Annotated in this window: 14 protein-coding genes, 2 tRNA genes and 2 pseudogenes; 8 read left to right on the forward strand and 10 right to left on the reverse strand. The window is 36.3% G+C overall.

Going from position 1 to position 20,195, the window contains the following annotated elements:
- Nucleotides 1-11: 11 nt before the first annotated feature.
- The gene (locus AL022_RS03115; RefSeq protein ID WP_014934824.1) at nt 12-2,987 is read left to right on the forward strand and encodes an ankyrin repeat domain-containing protein; all 2,976 of its coding nucleotides are present in this window, start codon (nt 12-14) and stop codon (nt 2,985-2,987) included.
- A gap of 70 nt (nt 2,988-3,057) precedes the next feature.
- On the opposite strand, the gene AL022_RS03120 is transcribed toward AL022_RS03115, so the two are convergent.
- Both AL022_RS03120 and AL022_RS03125 read right to left on the reverse strand, forming a co-directional pair.
- Nucleotides 3,058-3,131, reverse strand: a tRNA-Arg gene (locus AL022_RS03120).
- Nucleotides 3,132-3,246: 115 nt separating this feature from the next.
- Nucleotides 3,247-3,321, reverse strand: a tRNA-Pro gene (locus AL022_RS03125).
- A 152-nt stretch (nt 3,322-3,473) separates the two neighbouring features.
- Between AL022_RS03125 and AL022_RS04315 the strand changes: the two are divergent.
- Together AL022_RS04315 and AL022_RS03140 are read left to right on the forward strand one after the other, a co-directional pair.
- Nucleotides 3,474-4,462: pseudogene (locus AL022_RS04315) on the forward strand (IS481 family transposase).
- A 191-nt stretch (nt 4,463-4,653) separates the two neighbouring features.
- The gene (locus tag AL022_RS03140; RefSeq protein ID WP_014934830.1) at nt 4,654-5,748 is read left to right on the forward strand and encodes an IS3 family transposase; all 1,095 of its coding nucleotides are present in this window, start codon (nt 4,654-4,656) and stop codon (nt 5,746-5,748) included.
- A gap of 72 nt (nt 5,749-5,820) precedes the next feature.
- On the opposite strand, the gene AL022_RS04510 is transcribed toward AL022_RS03140, so the two are convergent.
- Nucleotides 5,821-5,970 carry a hypothetical protein gene (locus AL022_RS04510; RefSeq protein WP_014934831.1) on the reverse strand — a complete coding sequence of 50 codons (150 nt, stop codon included), beginning with the start codon at nt 5,968-5,970 and terminating at the stop codon, nt 5,821-5,823.
- A gap of 51 nt (nt 5,971-6,021) precedes the next feature.
- A complete protein-coding gene (locus tag AL022_RS03145; RefSeq protein WP_014934832.1) occupies nt 6,022-7,167 on the reverse strand; it encodes an Rpn family recombination-promoting nuclease/putative transposase in 1,146 nt (381 codons plus the stop codon).
- Nucleotides 7,168-7,731: 564 nt separating this feature from the next.
- On the opposite strand from AL022_RS03145, the pseudogene AL022_RS04405 reads away from it, so the two are divergent.
- Both AL022_RS04405 and AL022_RS03155 read left to right on the forward strand, forming a co-directional pair.
- Nucleotides 7,732-7,914: pseudogene (locus tag AL022_RS04405) on the forward strand (transposase); the annotation flags it as partial.
- A 166-nt stretch (nt 7,915-8,080) separates the two neighbouring features.
- Nucleotides 8,081-9,148 carry an alpha/beta hydrolase gene (locus tag AL022_RS03155; RefSeq protein ID WP_014934834.1) on the forward strand — a complete coding sequence of 356 codons (1,068 nt, stop codon included), beginning with the start codon at nt 8,081-8,083 and terminating at the stop codon, nt 9,146-9,148.
- A 74-nt stretch (nt 9,149-9,222) separates the two neighbouring features.
- On the opposite strand, the gene hflX is transcribed toward AL022_RS03155, so the two are convergent.
- From hflX to AL022_RS03185, 6 genes are all read right to left on the reverse strand, one after another.
- On the reverse strand, nt 9,223-10,446 hold the full coding sequence (gene hflX / locus AL022_RS03160) for a GTPase HflX (protein ID WP_014934835.1): 1,224 nt from the start codon (nt 10,444-10,446) through the stop codon (nt 9,223-9,225).
- Nucleotides 10,447-10,512: 66 nt separating this feature from the next.
- Nucleotides 10,513-12,066 (reverse strand): 2,3-bisphosphoglycerate-independent phosphoglycerate mutase, encoded by a 1,554-nt coding sequence (gene gpmI, locus AL022_RS03165; RefSeq protein ID WP_014934836.1) that lies wholly within the window; start codon nt 12,064-12,066, stop codon nt 10,513-10,515.
- 227 nt (nt 12,067-12,293) lie between these two features.
- On the reverse strand, nt 12,294-13,007 hold the full coding sequence (locus AL022_RS03170; RefSeq protein ID WP_014934837.1) for a pseudouridine synthase: 714 nt from the start codon (nt 13,005-13,007) through the stop codon (nt 12,294-12,296).
- A 60-nt stretch (nt 13,008-13,067) separates the two neighbouring features.
- Complete coding sequence (locus AL022_RS03175) at nt 13,068-13,433, reverse strand: TraR/DksA family transcriptional regulator (RefSeq protein WP_014934838.1); 366 nt, start codon at nt 13,431-13,433, stop codon at nt 13,068-13,070.
- 97 nt (nt 13,434-13,530) lie between these two features.
- Nucleotides 13,531-14,280, reverse strand: coding sequence for a zinc ribbon domain-containing protein (locus AL022_RS03180; protein ID WP_014934839.1), 750 nt, complete (start codon nt 14,278-14,280; stop codon nt 13,531-13,533).
- Nucleotides 14,281-14,283: 3 nt separating this feature from the next.
- Entirely contained in the window at nt 14,284-15,411 is a 1,128-nt protein-coding gene (locus tag AL022_RS03185; RefSeq protein WP_014934840.1) for a Nif3-like dinuclear metal center hexameric protein, read from the reverse strand.
- 142 nt (nt 15,412-15,553) lie between these two features.
- Between AL022_RS03185 and lpxK the strand changes: the two genes are divergently transcribed.
- The 3 genes from lpxK to atpB all read left to right on the forward strand — a co-directional run bounded on the left by lpxK (nt 15,554) and on the right by atpB (nt 20,158).
- On the forward strand, nt 15,554-16,606 hold the full coding sequence (gene lpxK / locus AL022_RS03190; RefSeq protein ID WP_014934841.1) for a tetraacyldisaccharide 4'-kinase: 1,053 nt from the start codon (nt 15,554-15,556) through the stop codon (nt 16,604-16,606).
- 378 nt (nt 16,607-16,984) lie between these two features.
- Nucleotides 16,985-18,985 carry a putative porin gene (locus AL022_RS03195; protein WP_014934842.1) on the forward strand — a complete coding sequence of 667 codons (2,001 nt, stop codon included), beginning with the start codon at nt 16,985-16,987 and terminating at the stop codon, nt 18,983-18,985.
- A gap of 114 nt (nt 18,986-19,099) precedes the next feature.
- Nucleotides 19,100-20,158, forward strand: a complete 1,059-nt coding sequence (gene atpB / locus AL022_RS03200; protein ID WP_014934843.1) for a F0F1 ATP synthase subunit A — start codon at nt 19,100-19,102, stop codon at nt 20,156-20,158.
- The last annotated feature ends 37 nt before the right edge of the window (nt 20,159-20,195 follow it).

Consider the following 20,195-nt stretch of genomic DNA (forward strand, 5'->3'; position numbering starts at 1 on the left):
ATTATATTATTATGAAAATCATTCAACGGTTGTTAACCTGTTTAGCCATCATTGTTCTTTGTATCCATCAGGTATTTGCTAAAGATTGGTTTATGGCCGTTAGAGCAGGTGATCTTAAAACGGTAGAAGCATTGATCCATACAAACAAAACTAACATAGATCAATCAACCAAAAATGGTACTACTGCCTTAATGATAGCAGCCAAGCGTGGTCATGGTAAGTTGGTAGCAAAGTTGCTTCATGCAGGGGCTAGATTAGATCTACAAGAAAACAAACAAGCTGCTACTGCCCTGATGCTAGCTGCTCAAAAAGGTTACGTAGAGGTGATGGACCAACTCATTCAAGCAGGTGCTCAGGTAGCATTAACCGCTAAAAAGAAAGGCGGTTATACTGCCTTAATGCTGGCCATACAACAGGGCCAAACGGCTGCAGCCACCCGTTTGATACAAGCCCATGCACCATTAGATGTTGCCGCTACCAATGGCGATACGCCGCTTATTTTAGCGGCTAAGCAGGGCTACCGGAGCATTCTCCAGAAGTTATTAACAGCTGGTGCGGATATAGACGGTCATACAGACCAGGGTACCCCCCTTATGGTGGCTATAAAAGCTGGCCATATAGATGTAGCCATGCAGTTGTTGGCCGCAGGGGCTAGATCTGATTTAATTTTAGTTAAAACTGGGGAAACAGCCCTTTCATTGGCAGTCGTATATGGCCATGAAACCATCGTAGATCAGCTACTTGAGCAAGGTATCATCGTCAATTACCAGCATACCCGTCGTCTTTCTCCATTAAGTGAAGCATTGAGACATAAAAATCTCTCTATTGCTAAAAGGTTAATTGGGGCGGGTGCACGCTTTCATTCGGATGAAGATATCCACAAATTATGTTTAGCTGTTTTTGAAGGTCAATCTGATCAATTAGATAAAAAAACAGTGCACCAGCTAAGTGATGATGGTTGTCCCCTTTTGTACTACGCAGCCTTAAGGGGTCATATTAAATGGGTGGATGCTTTGTTAAAGCAGGGGGCTAAAGTAGATGCCTGTACGAAATGTTACAAAGAGTCTCCATTAATGGCAGCTGTTATCCATGGCCACGATGCAGTTGTAGCTAGGTTAGTAGAGGCAAAAGCCAAATTAAATTTGCAAGATAATGGAGGCTATACCGCACTTATGTGCGCCATTGAACAAGGCTATGAGCCAATTGCCTTAAGGCTACTACGGGCAGGTGCCAACCCAAATATACAAACGGGTTTAAAGGATACGCCATTAACCATGGCTGTAGCAAGAGGGCAAAGCAAATTGGTCGATCAACTCCTACGCCATACCAAACCAAAAGTTAACCTTCGATCTTATCAAGGTACAGCTGCTTTAATAACGGCCGTCTTCCAAGGTCATACTACCATTGCCGGTCAGCTTATCAAAGCAGGGGCTAGTTTTGTAAATAATAAACCAGTTGATGCGCTGTTTAAGGCAGTCTACCAAAACGATCTAGCCCTTATAAATAAATTGATCCGTCCTAAAACCAATTTAAATATACAAACATCGAATGGTTATACCTTTTTAATGGTAGCTGCTGCTGCAGGGCATACCGAAGTGGTCTCTAGATTAATAGAAGCCGGGGCTCATTTAAATAGTCAAAATAATACAGCTGCTACGCCTTTAATCATAGCTATTAGAGCGAACCAGCAGGCAGTAGTAGATCAACTCATTGCTGCGGGAGCCGATCTTAATAAGAAAACAGCATCAGCTGTTACTGCTTTACTTCAGGCAACTGCTATGGGCTATACGGATATGGCCAAGCGGCTTATCAAAGCAGGAGCATCCATTCATATGGCCAATCAAAAGGGGGTTACCCCACTAATAGTTGCTGCATTGAACGGAGATCATGATCTGGTTGCACAATTGATCGAAGGAGGTGCGGAACTGAATGCCACTACCCATCTGGGTTATACTGCCCTTACCTATGCTGTTGCCAAAGGGCATAAAGCAGTGGTCCAGAAACTGCTTGCCTCAGCTGCGGATCCTAATGTACCAACTGCTGCAGGTGAGACACCCTTAGGTTATGCAGCTACGGATCTATCCCTAGTTGATCCATTGCTCCAGGCAGGTGCAAAATTAGACTCCCCTACAGCTGGTGATGAAACCCCGTTTATGCGGGCAGTAATAGGAGGTAATCTGGCCGTTGTAGAGCGATTTATTGCAGCTGGTGTACAAGTGGATCAAGCAAATGCGCATCAGGTAACGCCTCTTATGCAAGCGGCTTGGAAAGGGCATGTAGATATTTTTAAAGTACTTATTGCTGCAAAAGCCGATCTAAATATTCAAACCATAGAGGGTGATACAGCATTATTATGTGCCATTCAAAATGGCCATTTTGAAATAGTTCAAGTGTTATTGGCTGCTGGTGCTAGTCTAAGCTTAGCCAATCATCAAGGATTTACCCCTATTATACAAGCAGCTAAAATGGGTCATCTACCAATTGTTCAGGCATTAATAGCTGCAGGTGCATCGTTCAATCAATTGGGTAAAAGTAAACTAGCGGCTACTGTTAATCTTCAAATTCAAGGACAAAAGATCGTGCAAACCCTTTTTGGTGTAGATGCGATTGCGGAATTAACACCATTGATGTATGCAGCACAGTACAATTATCCTGCCATTGTTAATGCGTTGCTTCGCGCGGGCGCTGATCCAAATTTGTCCAGTAATGTAGGTAATACTGCGCTGATTTTGGCGGTCAAAAATGGTTCAAAAGAAAGTATACAGCTATTGTTAGAATCTGGTGCTCGTCTTGATATACAAACCCATTCAGGTAATACTGCGTTGATGTGGGCAGCTAAAAAAGGTCATAGTGCGATCCTAAAGCAACTGCTTGCAGCCGGTGCCAATCTTAATATAACCAACCAATGGCAAGAAACAGCGCTTACTTTGGCTACTCGAAAGGGACATCAATCTATTATAGAAGCACTCAATCACGTTAAAATATAAAAATAATACTTTAACACGTTGAAATTTTCTACTAGAGTGGTCTCAAATTGCCCAATCTATCCTTATAGAGTGGTTCCGGAAGGATTCGCACCTTCAAACCTACTGCTTAGAAGGCAGTTGCTCTATCCATTGAGCTACGGAACCTAAGATATATTTATTTAGTTTTAGTCACTTGGCAAGCTTGCACTACTAAAGAGATAGAACCTAAGTGAGAAAGAAGCCCCATGAAACTGGTTGACATTTGCTATCAACTTGTCAGTCGGGGCGGCAGGATTCGAACCTGCGACCTTCTGCTCCCAAAGCAGACGCGATAACCGAGCTACGCTACGTCCCGAATCTATAAGCAAAATAAAAAGCGGATAGGGGGGGATTCGAACCCCCGGTATAGAACAATCCATACCGCATATTTAGCAAACTGCTGGTTTGTTTAGTCCCGTATAATTGTGGTATATTATATGCTTCAACAAATAAATGGCAAGATGATTTATCGTACAAATATTACACTCAAATGCCAGAACAACGGAGGCAACCCGTAGAGCAATACGTTTATGTAAAAAGAGCATAAAAGAGACCTCTAAATTATTTAATGTTAATCCTAAAACAGTAGTTAAATGGCGTAAAAGAGCAAGTCCTAAAGACTTACCTATGGGTCCTAAAGAACGTAGATCTAAAGTATTAAGTAGTTCTCAGGAGGCAGCAGTCATAGCTTTTAGAAAGCTGACTCAACTGCCACTTGATGATGTATTATATAGTCTTCAAGAGACTATTCCTCATTTAACTAGATCTACCTTACATCGTTGCTTTAAACGTCATGGTTGTTCTGTTTTACCAAAAGATAAACCTTTTATTAATCAGAAAAAAAATTTAAATCTTATCCCATTGGTTATTTTCATATAGATATAGCAGAAGTAAGCACAGTAGAGGGTAAACTATATTTGTATGTAGCTATTGATCGGGTATCTAAGTTTGCATATGCTGAATTACATACAAAACAAACCAAGATGTTAGCAGTAGAGTTCTTAGGTAATTTAATTCAATCAGTACCTTATAGGATTCATAAGATATTAACCGATAATGGCATTCAGTTTACCCATTATCAACAACACAGGCATGCTTTTCCGAATATATTTGATAGGGTTTGCAAAGCACATGCTATTGAACATAGAAAAACTAAAGTGAAGCATCTATGGACCAAGGGTCAAGTAGAGCGCATGAATAGGACTTTAAAGGAAGCTACGGTGCATAATTTTATGTATGCTAATCATAATTCAATTAAAAACTCATTTACATGCTTACTTGATGGCTTACAATTTTGCTAAACGATTAAAAGCACTAAAAGGAAAAACTCCTTGGAAAGCTATTTTGGATACATGGGAAAAAATCCAGAATATTTTAATACTAATCCAAACCATTTCTTACTGGGACTAAACAGTTATGAAGTATTGTATAATTATTATACTATGGGTGCTGAGTAATTTCCCTCATGTTAAAAAGTATATTAACCCGTATCATGTTTCCCCTACAGTACATATAATAGAACCAGATCAATGGGCTACTTGCCATAAAAAAGGGAAACAAGTATAGTGGACCGAAAAAATCGGACAGAAAATTAGATACTTTGTTTCGTATTGTACTAGTTTTATTGTTTCACAAACGAGTTTATAAAATGGGAAGAAAAAAGGTTAGAAAGTTTAGTTCAGTAGAGAAGACTAAAATAGTCTTAGATTTATTAAAAGAAGAATTGACGTTAGTAGAGTTATCGTCCAAGTATGGAGTAACTAGCAAAACACTTCAAAATTGGAAACATCAGTTTATGGAGCATGCTTATTTAGCTTTTGATCCATCCAAAGTTGTTAGTGCATACAAAGATGAAATAGCTCATTTAAAGGATGAAAATGATTCCTTAGCCAAGACATTAGGTAAAACTACAGTTGAGCGGGACTGGGCAGTGGGAAAGCTAAAGAGCTTGGACTTATTAAGTAAAAAAGGTCTTGTCGAATCCAAGCTTACTCATTTACTTAAGGCAAGACAATGTAAATTATTATCGATTAATCGTTCTTTTTTATATTATAAATCTAGTATAGAAGATAGTTTTAATAAGGAGCTTATCAATAAAATAGCTGATATTTATATCGATCATCCAGAATACGGATACCGTTATATATATAACCAGTTATTAGAAGATGGTTTGTCTATAGGAAAAAATCGTGTGCTACATTATATGCGTAGAATGGGCTTATGTGCTGTTTATCCGCGTAAAAAAGTTTTTACTTCTTTTAAGTCTTCTAAATATAAAGCACATGGTTATTTACTAGATAAGTATTGGTTTTCCTCTGGTCAGACCAGGCGTCTTTATGTACCTAAATCAAATCAGGTTTGGAGCGGGGATATAACTTATATTAAAACTAATAATGGATTTATCTATTTTGCAGCTATAATAGACTGGCATAGTAAGGCTATATTGAGCTATAAAGTATCTAACAGTATGGATACAACACTTGTAACAGATATTTTAGAAGAAGCTCTTAGCAAATATCCTGCTCCAGAGTACTTTAATAGCGATCATGGAAGTCAATATACCAGTCATGGTCACATACAATTGTTAAAAAAGTATGGTATTAAAATATCAATGAATGGGCAAGGTAGAAGTATTGATAATGTAGTTATAGAGCGTTTTTTTAGAACAATAAAATATAACTGCTTGTTTATAAATGACTTTAAAAATATTAAAGAGATTAAACAGGGCATTAACGATTTGTAGAAGTCAAGATTTAATCTTACAGACAGTAAAAAGGCTCTGTCCATTTAACTGTGTAAAATATTTTTATGTGTTTTAAATTCTATTTTCGAATTTAATTAAAAAATGTGCCATAGCCTCATTCCAACTATGAATAGAGGCTCTGTCTGGGTCTATGGTTGATTTTGTATAGACTGCCCCCCCCTTATCCCAAATTTTGGGTATTACGCCAGGGAGAATAACCATAAAAAATGCATTCAACTTTTAGAAAAAGCACTTAAAAGTAGATAAATACTATTAAATAGGCTGAATATCAGACTTAGATAAGCCAGTAAATAACATTACTTTTTCTACTTGGAAGCCATCTTTAAGAATAACCCTAGCTATAGAAATAGCTTTCTCTTTTTCTCCCTCTAGCTTACCTTTTTCTTCGCCTATTCGGATGCCTTCTTGTCTACCTTCTTGTCTACCTTCTTGTCTACCTTCTTGTCTACCTTCTTGTCTACCTTCTTGTCTACCTTCTTGTCTACCTTCTTGTCTACCTTCTTGTCTACCTTCTTGTCTACCTTCTTGTCTACCTTCTTGTCTACCTTCTTGTCTACCTTCTTGTCTACCTTCTTGTCTACCTTCTTGTCTACCTTCTTGTCTACCTTCTTGTCTACCTTCTTGTCTACCTTTCTGTTCACCTTCTTGTCTAGCCTTTTCTTTTATATAGTCTTCTGCAGCCTGATTATCGATAATCCGCTTGATCTCTTGCTCATAGGTCCTTAATTCTTCTTCTGACCAATTGAAACGATTTAACGCTTCATACGCACGTTGGATCACTAAGTCTGAATCTATTATTTTACGTACCTCTTCTTCACTAGTAGAGGACGCATATTTAAAAAAGTAGCACCATTTCTCTATCATTGTAGAGAGCAATTCGATAGATTTGATCTTAAATTTGGGTAATTCTATAAAAGTGAACGAAAAATCTTTTAAATCTCTTGCATATGTTTTAGAGTCTACAATAACATGATTAGATAAATAATCTTTTTTTGTAGGGAAAACAATATAATCCGTAATAGCTATAAAGATTACTCCTTGGAGATCTTGGTATCTAGCACCTACTTCTTGACCTACGTTGAGTTGCCTGGAATAGGCTTTAGAGGCATAGTGCTGAGCTCTCTTTTCAAAACCTTCTTGAGGAGCTACCTGCATCTCTACTATTATTTGCTTCCCATATTGATCTGTACATAATACGTCTACTATACTCTCTTTTTTACAGGCAATATCTGGATCTTGAATAGTAGATAAGAATCTAACGTCTTGTACCTTATCTGAGCCTTTTAGATCTAGCACATCATTGATAAAATGAATAAGAATATCTTTATGTTTTTCACTACCAAATATTTTACGAAAGGCTACATCGTTTTTTGGATTTAGAAATTTTGAGGTCAACATAAACTTACAGTAAAGCTATTAATAATTAAGATTCAATACTGTCTCAAATATCCTAAAAATAATCAGGTTATAGTATTTTGTTTTTTGAAATCCCAATATAATAACTTGAATTATATACTTACCTACTTGATTTAAAGCTGTTTTAATACAGTATTTTATTCGTATTTTTACTAGAAAATTAGCTATTGTACTTTACAAAATCAAATAATTTTTAACACAAAAACTTAATAACCAAAATAATTTATATAAAAAATAAAAATTCTTTATACAACTGTTTATAAATAAACTTTTATAAATGATTATCAAATTAAAAATATTATAATCTAGAATTCACTTTCATAAATAAAATAGATAAATCTATTACAAGTCAATACTTAATCCTAAATTTTTAGTGTAACAACCCTCTACGAATCATACATTTAAGAGTAGACACCAACTGTATCTGTATAAATTATTTTTCAGTTTTTTACAAATTTAATGAAAAAAATATGGATAGTCTAACTCTAATTTTGCAGATGAAGATTTAGACTACACCCTCTATTAACGTCAGTTATGGATTAAATATATTATAAATTGGTATCTAAGACGCGCTATAAAGTAGAAAGAGTATTTGGTAGCATTAAGAGGTGGTTCCGTAGTGCAGGGACTAGGTATATAGGACTGGATAAAAGCCATACGCAACATGTTATGGGAGCTGTAGCCTATAATTTATATAGGGCGCCAAATATCATATTAAAAGGTATTTAGGGGGATGGTCTATCTAAAATGTATAAAATTAATGTGAAAACCAATAAATAATGAATTATATGCATCCCTAACCTAAAAAATTACAAAAAATAGAACTAAAAACTTAAAAAAATTACAATAACTATCTATAGAAACTGCCTCAATATTATTACGAATCACAGAGTTTATGCACACAAAAAATAAAATAGATTTATCTAGCTTAGATCAAGCAGCTAGTTTTGCCGTTTTGCTTTTACATGGTTTGTACGCACGGGCAGATGAGCTAAAACCCATTGCAGAAAAGTTGACTAAACAATTTGGGAAAGCGATTTTTATCATGCAACCAACTTGTAGAACAGGATTAAAATCTCTGCTACAATCTATAGATCAACAAGCAGCGGGTATGCTTCAGTGGCTAGAACTTGAACTGATCCGATATCACAAAGATCCTATTTCTTTTCCTCTCATTATCATTGGATATAGTCAAGGTGGTGTATTGGCTTGCACCTTAGGAAAATCGTATAAATTTCAGCTCAATATACTGGGGATCATTACCCTTAATGCGCCACTAATGGGCACACCGCTACTTGAGCTCACGCGTAAGGATATGCAGCGATTTATATCCGATGCAACAGCTGGATTAGCGTTTATAGATTATCCATTAGCTAGAATCAAATGGATCAACACGGTAGCAGGATGGGTATACACACTTGCTCGTCTAGACTGGGCACCGGTAAATGGGTTAAAAGATATAGCTCCGAATAGTAGATGTCTAAAAGGCATATATAAGTTTTTAAAAGATAACCTTGACATACCTTGTTTACTAATCGGTACCTATCACAATGATTTGCTATCCTTATTCAACACCCATATCAAAACAGCCAAGAATCAGGAGTCGATAGCCCAATTAAATGAAGCCTATGGACTATTTATTAGTGGTAAAAAAGGGGCAAAACATGATACTTTGATTCCACTAACCAGCCAATTATGTAAAGAAGAAAATGTACATAACCTAATGGCCTTAGATAGAAAAGATCTAGACCATAAATACCTACCTATGGTTCGGCCCAACCATCCCCCCATAAGGAGGAAAATCTATAAACGGCTACTTCATGCCAGAAACTTAATTGCTATAGATCCTAATTTATTTGTAAAACAAGGTGAAACAGTTCTATATGCCCATCTAGTATCAACCGATTTAATCCAATATATTGAAGGCTTAGTACAAAACGTTGGAAACGTCCTGAAGAAATGATCAGTCATATGGGGGTTGTATGTTTATAATGGATAAAATCGATCTATAGCTAAAATTTAAGAGAAGAAAAGAGCTTATCCAATATCAACCACAGAGCCAATAGAGCTAGCTTTTATATATTTTGTTGCTTGAATTTCCTCTATTTGTTTTGTGATCATTTCTTTTAAAAGATCTATATGTAGCTGTTTCGTGGCAGATATACAAACTGAAGGATAACCACTAACAGCATGACTATATAACCCTGTTCTGGAAGCAACTGGTGCATCTATTGCTTGTATAACCATAACTTTCTTACTTTGGTGCATCATATCAATTTTATTGAATACTAAAATTCTTGGTAGATTTGCTGCACCTATTTCTGTTAGCGTTTGATCAACTATATCTATTTGCTCTTGAAACCCATCATGTGATCCATCTACTATATGCAACAGCAAATCGGCTTCTTTAATTTCTTCTAATGTAGACTTAAAACACTCCACTAGCGTGTGGGGTAGTTTACGAATAAATCCGACCGTGTCAGTTAGTAAAAAAAAGTGCTGATTTAATACTACCTTACGTACAGTAGCATCCACTGTAGCAAATAATTTATCATCGGTCAAGACATCTGACTTAGATAGCAGTTTCATTAAAGTAGATTTTCCTACATTTGTATACCCTACCAATGCGACCCGAACTAAATCAATACGCGCCTTGCGTCTGGTAGTACATTGTTGTGCAATAGTGGCTAATTTTTTACGGAGTTGGGTGATTTTATATTGAATCATTCTTTTATCCGTCTCTAATTCTTTTTCGCCAGGACCACGCATACCTGCACTACCTCCTTTCTGATTCGTAAGATGGCTCCACATTCTGGTAAGCCTTGGTAATAAATATTGATGGTATGCCAATGCGACTTGTGTTCTAGCTTGTTTGGTTTGGGCACGCATGGAAAATATATTAAAGATCAATAAACTTCTATCTAATATCTGGCAAGATAGTAATCTTTCTAGATTACGCACTTGTGAGGGCGTAAGCTCATCATCAAAAATAGCAAATCTAATCTTTTCTGATTTTATAAAATCAGCTATCTCTTTTACCTTACCCTTACCTACAAAAGTAGCACCATTTGGACGCTCTAACCTTTGCATAAAATTTTTCACAATTTTTAATCCAGAAGTACCTGCCAAAAAGGCCAATTCTGTAAGGTATGATTCTGTTTTAGCCAGAGGCTGATGGAATGTAATGAGCGCTATTAAAATAGCTGTTTGGGCTTCTTGGTTGACTACTAAGTTGGATGGATTAGACCTATCTGTGTACATAAATGACTAGATGATTTATAAAAAAACAAAATATAGCATTATAGTAATGGTACTGCTGCATCTCTTTCACACAACCCATTGAAGTAAATTTTTTCCACTCATTTCTTTAGATGGTGATAGGCCTAATAAGGATAACAAGGTTGGCGCTACATCGGCTAATGTGCCAGCGCTAGCCAGCTTAGCTGGCTGACCAACGTAAATCAATGGAACAGGTGCGATGGTATGGGCAGTATGGGGCTGTTGTATTTTAGCATCATACATACATTCTGCATTACCATGATCAGCTGTAATAATCGCTTCACCTCCTTGCTGCTTTAATGCAGCAATAATTTTAGCAAGACATTGATCAACAACCGTAATAGCTGCTTCTGTAGCCAATTGATTACCTGTATGACCCAACATATCAGGACTTGCAAAGTTGCAAACAATGACATCATAAGCCTTTTGTTCAATGGCTCGAACCATTTGATGGGTAATTTCTACCATACGCATCTCAGGCGCTAGATCATAGGTAACTACTTTTTTAGAAGGAATCAGTAGACGGCTTTCATTGGGAAAAGGCTGTTCAACGCCTCCATTAAAAAAAAAAGTCACATGGGCATATTTTTCTGTTTCTGCTATACGCAGCTGCGTTAAACCAGCTTGGGACAAACAAGCCCCTAAGCCATTTTGTATATATAAAGGGGGAAAAGCTATGCGACTAGGAATATCAGCTGCGTATGATGTCAATGAAACAAAATCAGCTAAATGAGGATAAATTGTACGTTTAAAATTTGAAAAATTAGGATCGACTAAAGCACGACTAAGTTGCCTTACACGGTCCGATCGAAAATTCATAAAAAAAACAATATCTCCCGAATCAATCGTTATAGGTGACCTATCTAATGGACAAATACAAGTAGGCTGTACAAATTCATCTGTTTCACCCCGCGCATAAGCTGCTTCTAAACCGCTTAAAGGGGTTGAAGCATTATAGGCGGCTTGACCTGTTACTATACAATTATAAGCAGCTTCTGTACGCTCCCAACGATGGTCTCGATCCATTCCATAATATCGGCCAGTAAGCGAAGCAATTTGACCTATTCCTATTTGTTTGCATTGCATTTGCAAATGTTGGATGGAAGTTACACCACTAATAGGTGGTGTATCACGTCCATCCAACATAACATGAATATAGCAGTTTTGTACAGCCATTTTCCCACACAACGCTAACAAAGCGTATATATGTTTTTCATGGCTGTGGACCCCACCAGGTGATAAAAGTCCTACTATATGAACGGATGCGCCACTATTATTTGCCTTACTTAAGGCAGATAAAAATACTTTGTTGGTAAAAAAATCTCCTGTTTCAATCGCTTTATTCAAACGTGTCAAATCTTGGTCTAGGACACGACCTGTGCCAATTGTCAAATGACCTACTTCTGAATTACCTACTTGACCTTCTGGTAGTCCTACTGAAGCACCAGACGCATCCAATAATGTATGGGGATAGGTCTCCATTAAATAATCCCAATATGGCGTTTTTGCACCTGCAATAGCATTATAACGAACTTTTGTTGAATAGCCCCAACCATCAAGTATCAATAAAATAATGGGTTTGGGTGGTTTAAATGTGCGCATAGAACTAGAAAAAAACGAAAGATTTATATAAAGAAAGGCTTTCGTCTAGGTGAAAATATTTCTATTGAACCATACAGGATTAGAGATCATAGCACTGTACATTATGACAAAACAATAGCATACAACTAAGATGGCAACATGCAACTATTCTAACGCGCCTACATATAAAAAGGCTAAAAAGGACATCAATATTAGTGTATTTATTAGGTTTTAAAACAAGTCACTGTCTATACCAAATTTTTAAGTTTAAACACCTCTTTATCTTGCAAAAAGATCCATTTTCCGCGGGGTATATGTTGCTTAGTAAGATGGGCATAACCTACCCTATCTAATTGGTGGACTATATAACCTAAATGGCTAAAAATTCTTCTAATAATGCGATTTTTACCCATATGGATGGCTATACCTATTTGAGTTGGATCTGCTTTTACTATAGAGACTTGATCTACTTTGACTAGGCCATCTTCTAGTAAAAGACCTTGTTGAACCGCATGTAAATCTTCAATTTGTATCGCCCTATTCAATACTACATGATACAGTTTCTTAACTTTACTGGCAGGATGCGACAATTTACAGGCCAAATCTCCATCATTGGTTAGGAGTAGTAACCCTGTAGTATCATAATCTAGCCGACCAACGGGGTAGATACGTTGGGCACAATACCGTTTACTAATCAAATGTAAAACGGTCTTTCTACCTTCAGGATCTTGTAGTGTAGTCACATATCCCCTTGGTTTGTTCAAAAGTATATACTTTAGTTTTTCTGGACGCAAAGGAATACCCTTATAAGTAACTACTGCATCGATTGGTACTTTTATACCTAACTGTTGTACAACTGCACCATTGACCGTCACATGACCTGACTTAATGCGTTGATCTGCCTCCCTTCTTGCACAAAGACCAGCATTACTAATAAATTTGTTTAACCGTATTAAAGACACCGCAGAAGAGCTATATAGAAAAACTGCCCATAGAGCATGATAACACTTACAACCTAAGGATTATTTTTTTGCATTTAACTTTGCGTCCACTGCATACATGGTATGAGGGACTACCTTTAAACGTTCTTTATCTATAACTTTACCTGTTAAAACACAAATACCATAGGTGCCATTTTTAATGCGTTGAATAGCAAGTTCAATTTGTTTTATAAACTTTTGCTGACGCTCAGCTAATTGACCCACATTTTCTGTCTCTATCACCTCTGCATTTTCTTCAAATGGCTTACCAGCAACCTCTAGACCTGCTTCTTGTCGGCTCAAAACTTTTTCCAACACTTGCAGCTCATGGTTAGCTTTTTCTAATTTTTCTAAAAGAATCTTTTCAAAAAACCTTAGCTCCTGAGGTGAATATACTTGTTCTGCCATAACTTTTTGATCTTAATGGTACGCAACGTAAAAGCGTAACATGAATTATTTTTATTACATTACAGCACCTAAGTAACGTAGTATCTTCACTTATGCTTTAGCCAACGAATAGCAATGCATCAATAGGCTGCTCCAAAGCAATTAACATTCTACCACAATGTTCACAAAGTACTATTTTATTGCGTTCATAGACACCTATTTTTTGCTGAGGAGGAATGACTATACAACATCCCCCACAGGCCCCTTTTTTAATAGGAACTACTGCCAAATTATTAGGTACATTTTTTCTAATTCTTTCATAAGTAAGATACAAAGGCTCACCTAAAACAACTATAATCTCTTTTCTTGTTTGGAATAATGCTTGCTCTTCCCTTTCACTTGCTTTTAAAATTATTTCAAGTTCTTCTTTTTTTAAAACTAAATCATATTTTTTTGATTCTAAAAGTTTCGAAAAAGCTTCTAAATTAGCTTCGTCTTGCTCTATATTGCCATAGGCATTATGTAGAAATTTTTCTGCAAGTTGAATATCCAATCTATGGAGATCAAGTTCTTTGGTAATGGCGTCATATTCTCTATTATTTCGCACTTCCATTTGCTGCGCTTCATACTGCTGGAGTTTTTTTTCACCTTGCTTGATAAATGCTTTTTTATGTACTACCTCCTCTTTTAGTTTAGTCAATAGTAATGCACGCTCTTCTATAGTTGCAGACAATGCCTCTATCTGTGCCTCTAATTTAGATACCTCTTCTGGAAGGGTACCTCTAAGTTTCAAAATATTATTAAGATTTGTATCAACATCCTGAATATCAGACAGTTTTTTTAATTTAATTGCAATATTTTTATCCATTAGCTAATCGTTAATGTGGTGAATAGGGTTGGTAATAGTTTTACAGCGTAGTATTACAATATTATTAAATTCTTTTGATAATAATGCAAGTATTAATTTTTTAAGACCCAATCGAGTCGCATGATGGCCTATATCGATGAGTAATGTTTTACCATTCGCTTCTAAAAATTGTTCATATTGTAGGCCCGTTGTAATAAACGCATCTATTTTCTTGTCAAGTACTTCTTGTAACAATCCACTACCACTGCCCGCATAAATGGCCACTGTTTTAATAGGTCGGTCGAAATAATTTGTATGTTGAAGATAGGCTAAATTCAACTTTGTTTTAATGTATTTTAAAAAATATTTATCTGGCAACTCTATAGGCAAACTACCGAATACGCCACTTCCTCTATTGTTTATAATTACTTCTACCTGCTCTAAATAGTAGGTCACCTTTTCATAAGGATGTACATGGAGTAAAGTTTGCATGACTCTTTTCTTACAAAACATAGGTACCATAAACGTAAGCTGGCTTTCTTGTAAAAATTCTAATCCTAACCTAGCAGGAAAGTAGGATATCGCTTCTAATCCTATTCCAGGGTGGCCATTAACGGCAACAGTAGTTAGATGCTCAGTAGCCAATACAGCTCCTACTTGGCACAAAGATTGGATTAAATGTTTGGCTGCATGGGGCAGCAGAAAGGTCGTAAGCCTATACATACTTGCTTTCTGAGGAATGATGGGGTAGGTTTCTTGTAACTCAAGCAAATGAGCGATTCGATGGCTAGTTCCCTGACCGAGATAGTCTAAATTAGTACTAAAAATATAAATGGTAAGTTTATACTTTATGGCTTTAATGATACATCCCCCAGCATAACTTTCTGGAGTAATTTCAGTCAATGGTTGGGTAAAAAAAGACTGATTTACGATTATAAAATTACAGCTATTTTCAATAGCCTCATCCAATAACGCTTCCGTTATATCCAGGGCAATCAATATGCCCGTTACTATATTACTTATATCACCAACTACAACAGGAGATGTGGCCACACTATGCTGGCTTTGAAACTGGACATTTTGCTCTAGGTAATTTATCACATCAGATATGGTAACAGCAGTAGAACTATATCTCGGTGCTTTTGTGGTCATCAGGGTGTTTAGATATATAGTGCGAATGAATTAAAATTTAGTTGAAGAAGACTTTAATATAAGAAAAATACCGTTACTTGTGTAACAAGATCCGTTGTAGGATATTATAGTCGATCATTTTTATTAGTAATATATAAATTTTATGTTTCCACTATGGTTGCAGATAGTGCGTTGGGGGTATGGAGGAATGGTTGCATTACGTCATTTTCTGTACAATAAAAAAATAAAAAAAAAGTTTTTTTATAAAAAGCCCATATTGATCAGTATAGGCAATCTATCAGTAGGTGGTACCGGTAAAACACCTTTGACAATCTATTTGGTCAAATTGCTTGCTAAGTACCAAATCGTAGCCGTGCTAAGCAGAGGCTACAAGCGCAAATCGGTAGGCTTTAAAATAATCAATGGACTAGACTCTGCTTTAACAGCAGGTGATGAGCCTTATCTTATATATACATATTTTGTAGATAACCCTAATGTGCTTATTACAGTTTGCGAAAACAGAACTAAAGGAATAGATAAAATTATGGAATATAAGCCAGATGTCGAAGTAATTCTTTTAGATGATGGTTTTCAACAGCTTTGCCTAATGCCCCACCTAAATATTTTATTGACTACTTTTCATCAGCCTTTTTTTAGGGACCATCTACTACCATTGGGTCGATTGCGTGAGCCACGTAAAGGCGCATCACGTGCTGATATAATATTGGTAACCAAAAGCCCAACAAACCTTAGCCGATTAAAAATGGAAGCCATAAAAGCCTCTATACAACGATATTATACCAAAGCCATACCGATTTTTTTTACACATATCATCTACCACAATCCTATGACGATAGCCACTCGAAAAGCAGATAAATTGCCGATTGTGCTACTCCTAGTTACCGGTATTGCAATCCCCCTACCTTTACGAAATTATTTAGAAACCAATGGACATAAGATTACACATCTGATTTTTCCAGATCATCACTGGTTCAATTATGCTGATATATTAAAAATTATCAGTGTATTTCATGGATTAAGCGATACAGATAAAGCCATTGTTACAACAGAAAAAGATTATGTAAGATTAACAGCGCATGATTCGATCAAGCAATTGGTCCGATTACCTATATTTTATATTCCCATAGAGGTAGGATTTCTGCAAGAAACAGCGGAAAACTTTGAAAAAAGAATTATGCAAACTGTACTTTCTTAGTCTAATCATACGCCCACTTTTTACATAGCATGTATTAACGTGCGCCGTTTCGGATTAAAAATAATTTTATTACATCTGATTACTAGACAATTATATATAATCTTTTATGAATCTTAAATCCTTAAATCATGGTTTTATCAAAAAATATTTTTAAAAACTTTGATTATCAGAATTTGATTATATTTTTATAAACTGATTATTAGTATAAATTTATATAATCCAAAATTTACCTTAATATGATAGGACTATTTAATAGCCCAGATAGATCGGTTGTCTGCTTTAAACGGATTGGCATCGCTTGTAATTTTCTAGTTTATTTTACCATCGTAGCTCCATACAAGTCATTATATTTGTAACTTCAATATTAAAAATATTAATATGGCAAATCTTTGGATTGGGTGGTGGTATAATCTATTTCTTTTGGTTGTTATCCAATCATTTAATGCGTATGGAAACGAAAAAGCAGAAGAGATCTTTGAAAAAACACAAGAAGAAAAGGTGGACGCAACTACTACTTTTTTTATAACACCACGTGCCATAAAACAAAATTACAGAAGGTATCATCGCATCGACCGATCGGTAACGAAGATGGACCATTTTACAGTTGCAGAACGTCATCACTACAATTTTCAAGATCTGGGTAATCATTGGACAGCGGCTCAACATTTATTTTACAGGTTACCCCAACATATAGGTGCGACCTATGGCCTTTCCGCCTATGACTTTTACTTTCAACCACCTCAAGATATACGTTACTACTATACTGCCAAAGCATATGCCTATTTTAATATTGTACTGGCCAATTTAGGTAGTTTCTTCTTTGATGGCTGTTATACCCAACGGCTCCTTAAAAACTGGCACATAGGCATCCATTTGCATGGTGCTATGACAGAAAAAGAATGGCCACATAGCAAAGATGATAAAATCATTAATGGGTTCCCCCATTTTGATATTTTTACCCATATGAAAAGTTCAGATGAGTGCTATCATCTATTTATGAGTGGATCGAATATGCAGTATCTGACCAAAGAAACGGGTGGTGTACGTTCAAGCAAAAAAGAAAAAGATCAATTTAAGTTTGATGAAAAAAGTCCAAGTAAACGATATGCCTCTTCTTTCCCTTTGTTAGAAGAGGCATATATGCAAAACAAAATAGACAAAAAAGTAATGCATAAAGATCTTAGACGTAGTTTTTACCTCTACCATCATTACGAGTTCAGTAAACCACTACAATTATACCATGAGTTCAACTATAACCGTACCAACAATCTATGTACCATTAAAAATCTATACAAAACACTACTGGAGTGTATCTCTGAAGAAACGGATGAAGATGACAAAGAGGAAAACCGTGTGACCATGCAATCCTTTGGCCATGAAATAGGAATTAAAGGAGATATAGAACGCCATAATCTATTTTATGCAGTACATTATACAATCGAATCCATTGATCTAGAATATAATTTCTCTACGCCTAATCCCAAAACATACGACAGCCCTTTAAAGGACAAAAAATTAGCAAAAGAACACTATATAGGGGGTAATACGCGGTTGCACTTTACCAACCATCGTACGCTTTATGTAGATGGCGCTTATCTATTGGAAAAAGGAGGCTATCATAAATTAAACATAGCTTACCAAGATAAATTTTTTAAAGTTTCCTGTCATACCATTAAGCATAAAGTGCCTTACATAGTATCCTATGGTTATAGCAGACACAGGTTATGGAAGAAGGATTTTATAGCGCCATCTGCACAAGCAATAGATGCAGCAGTATGGTATAAATGGCTCCATACAACCATTCATCCGATTTTATCGTTTAAAAGGCTAAACAACTATATTGGCTACCAGAAGGCCATACTACCAGATAGAGCCGACCATTGTATATCGGAGCCTATACAGATCACTACCCCTATTTATCTTTTTTCTTTAGAGGGGAACTTAAATTTTTGCTTCTTTTCATACTTTCATTTTGACCACAATATTACCATACAATGGGACATCAGCAAGGGGGGAAAGCCTTTTAAAGGCTATACACCTCCTTATATGTACACAGGTCGTTATTACTATGCAAACCAGCCCTACGATAAAAAGATGGATATAGAAACAGGTATCAATGTACATTTTAAAGAGCTTTACTACGGAGATGGCTACGATGTAATCGCACAGCAATTTTACCGCCAAAACCAATTTGCTACACAAGGACGCCCAATCATAGACCTATTTTACAATATCCGTATTAACAACTTAAAACTTTCTTTGAAATACAGCTTTATCAACGATTTTATGCATAAGCCATCTGCCTATTTTGCCACACCATTTTATCCTGGACTTAAAAAGGCAGCAGACATTGGTATCCATTGGTCTTTTTTTGATTAGGCCTATATTTGTAGTAGTGTGTCAAAGCTAAATAGATCATCGTCTAACATTTTTTTGAAAAATTCCTTGTAACTGCGTACCTTAGCATAGATAAATATTTAGCCCCAATTGCTTATGTTACCCTATAGATTATTTAGCATATTTCATGCCATCCTAAAGGAGCAGATGGCATCAAAAAAAGTTGTTTGGGTAAAATACCTATTGGCTTTTATCCTATCTTGGCCATCTTTTAGTGGCCATCCCACATCGCCACAAGCTAAAAATCCAGTTATGGAGCATGTTGCAGATGCCCATAGTTGGCACTTTGCCACCATTGCTAGAAAACACATTGAACTATACCTACCCGTTATACTGTATTCTTCAGATAAAGGTATAGAGTGTTTCTCCTCTGCCCATTTTTATGATAAAAACCACCAGCCTACTCCATTTTGTGGCTACTTTCTTTCGAATCAAAAAATTCATCCGCTAGATCCAAGCCGATCTGTTTTAGATCTGTCTATTACAAAAAACATAGCAGCTATGTTTTTAAGTATGGTACTCCTAATAAGCGGACTGCTATGGATGGCAAACAGCTATAGGCGGGCCCCACTTGCTCCACCCAAAGGATGGTTGGCTTGTATAGATTTAATCATATCTTTTATAAAAAATGAAATAGCCCTGCCTAACATAGGCCCGCAACACTATAGAAGATTTTTACCTTATCTGTTAACCATTTTTTGCTTTATATGGCTTAATAATCTTTTGGGGCTATTGCCAGGTGGTGCCAATGTAACAGGGAGCATTTCAGTCACCTTGGTGCTGGCTGCTTTTACTATGCTGATCACTATTTTCAACGGTAATAAATCCTATTGGCGCCATATATTTAAGCCAGAAGGGGTACCAAATTGGCTGTTGCCTATTATGATGCCAATAGAAATTTTGGGGATTTTCACAAAGTTTTTTTCGCTTATGGTCCGGTTATTCACCAACATTACAGCCGGTCACATCATTTTATTAAGTATCATAGGACTTGTGTTTAGCATGAAAAGTATATGCATCGGCTTTATGGTCAGTCTACCTTTCGGAGTCTTTATGTTTTTGCTAAAATTGCTCGTTGCATTTTTACAAGCCTATGTTTTTACACTGCTTTCTGCCATTTACCTGGGACAAGCTGTTGATGAAGGCAACCATTAATAGGGTTGTATTGCTTAATATTTTATATATTTACCTA

The organism is Cardinium endosymbiont cEper1 of Encarsia pergandiella, from assembly GCF_000304455.1.
Classification (GTDB): domain Bacteria; phylum Bacteroidota; class Bacteroidia; order Cytophagales; family Amoebophilaceae; genus Cardinium.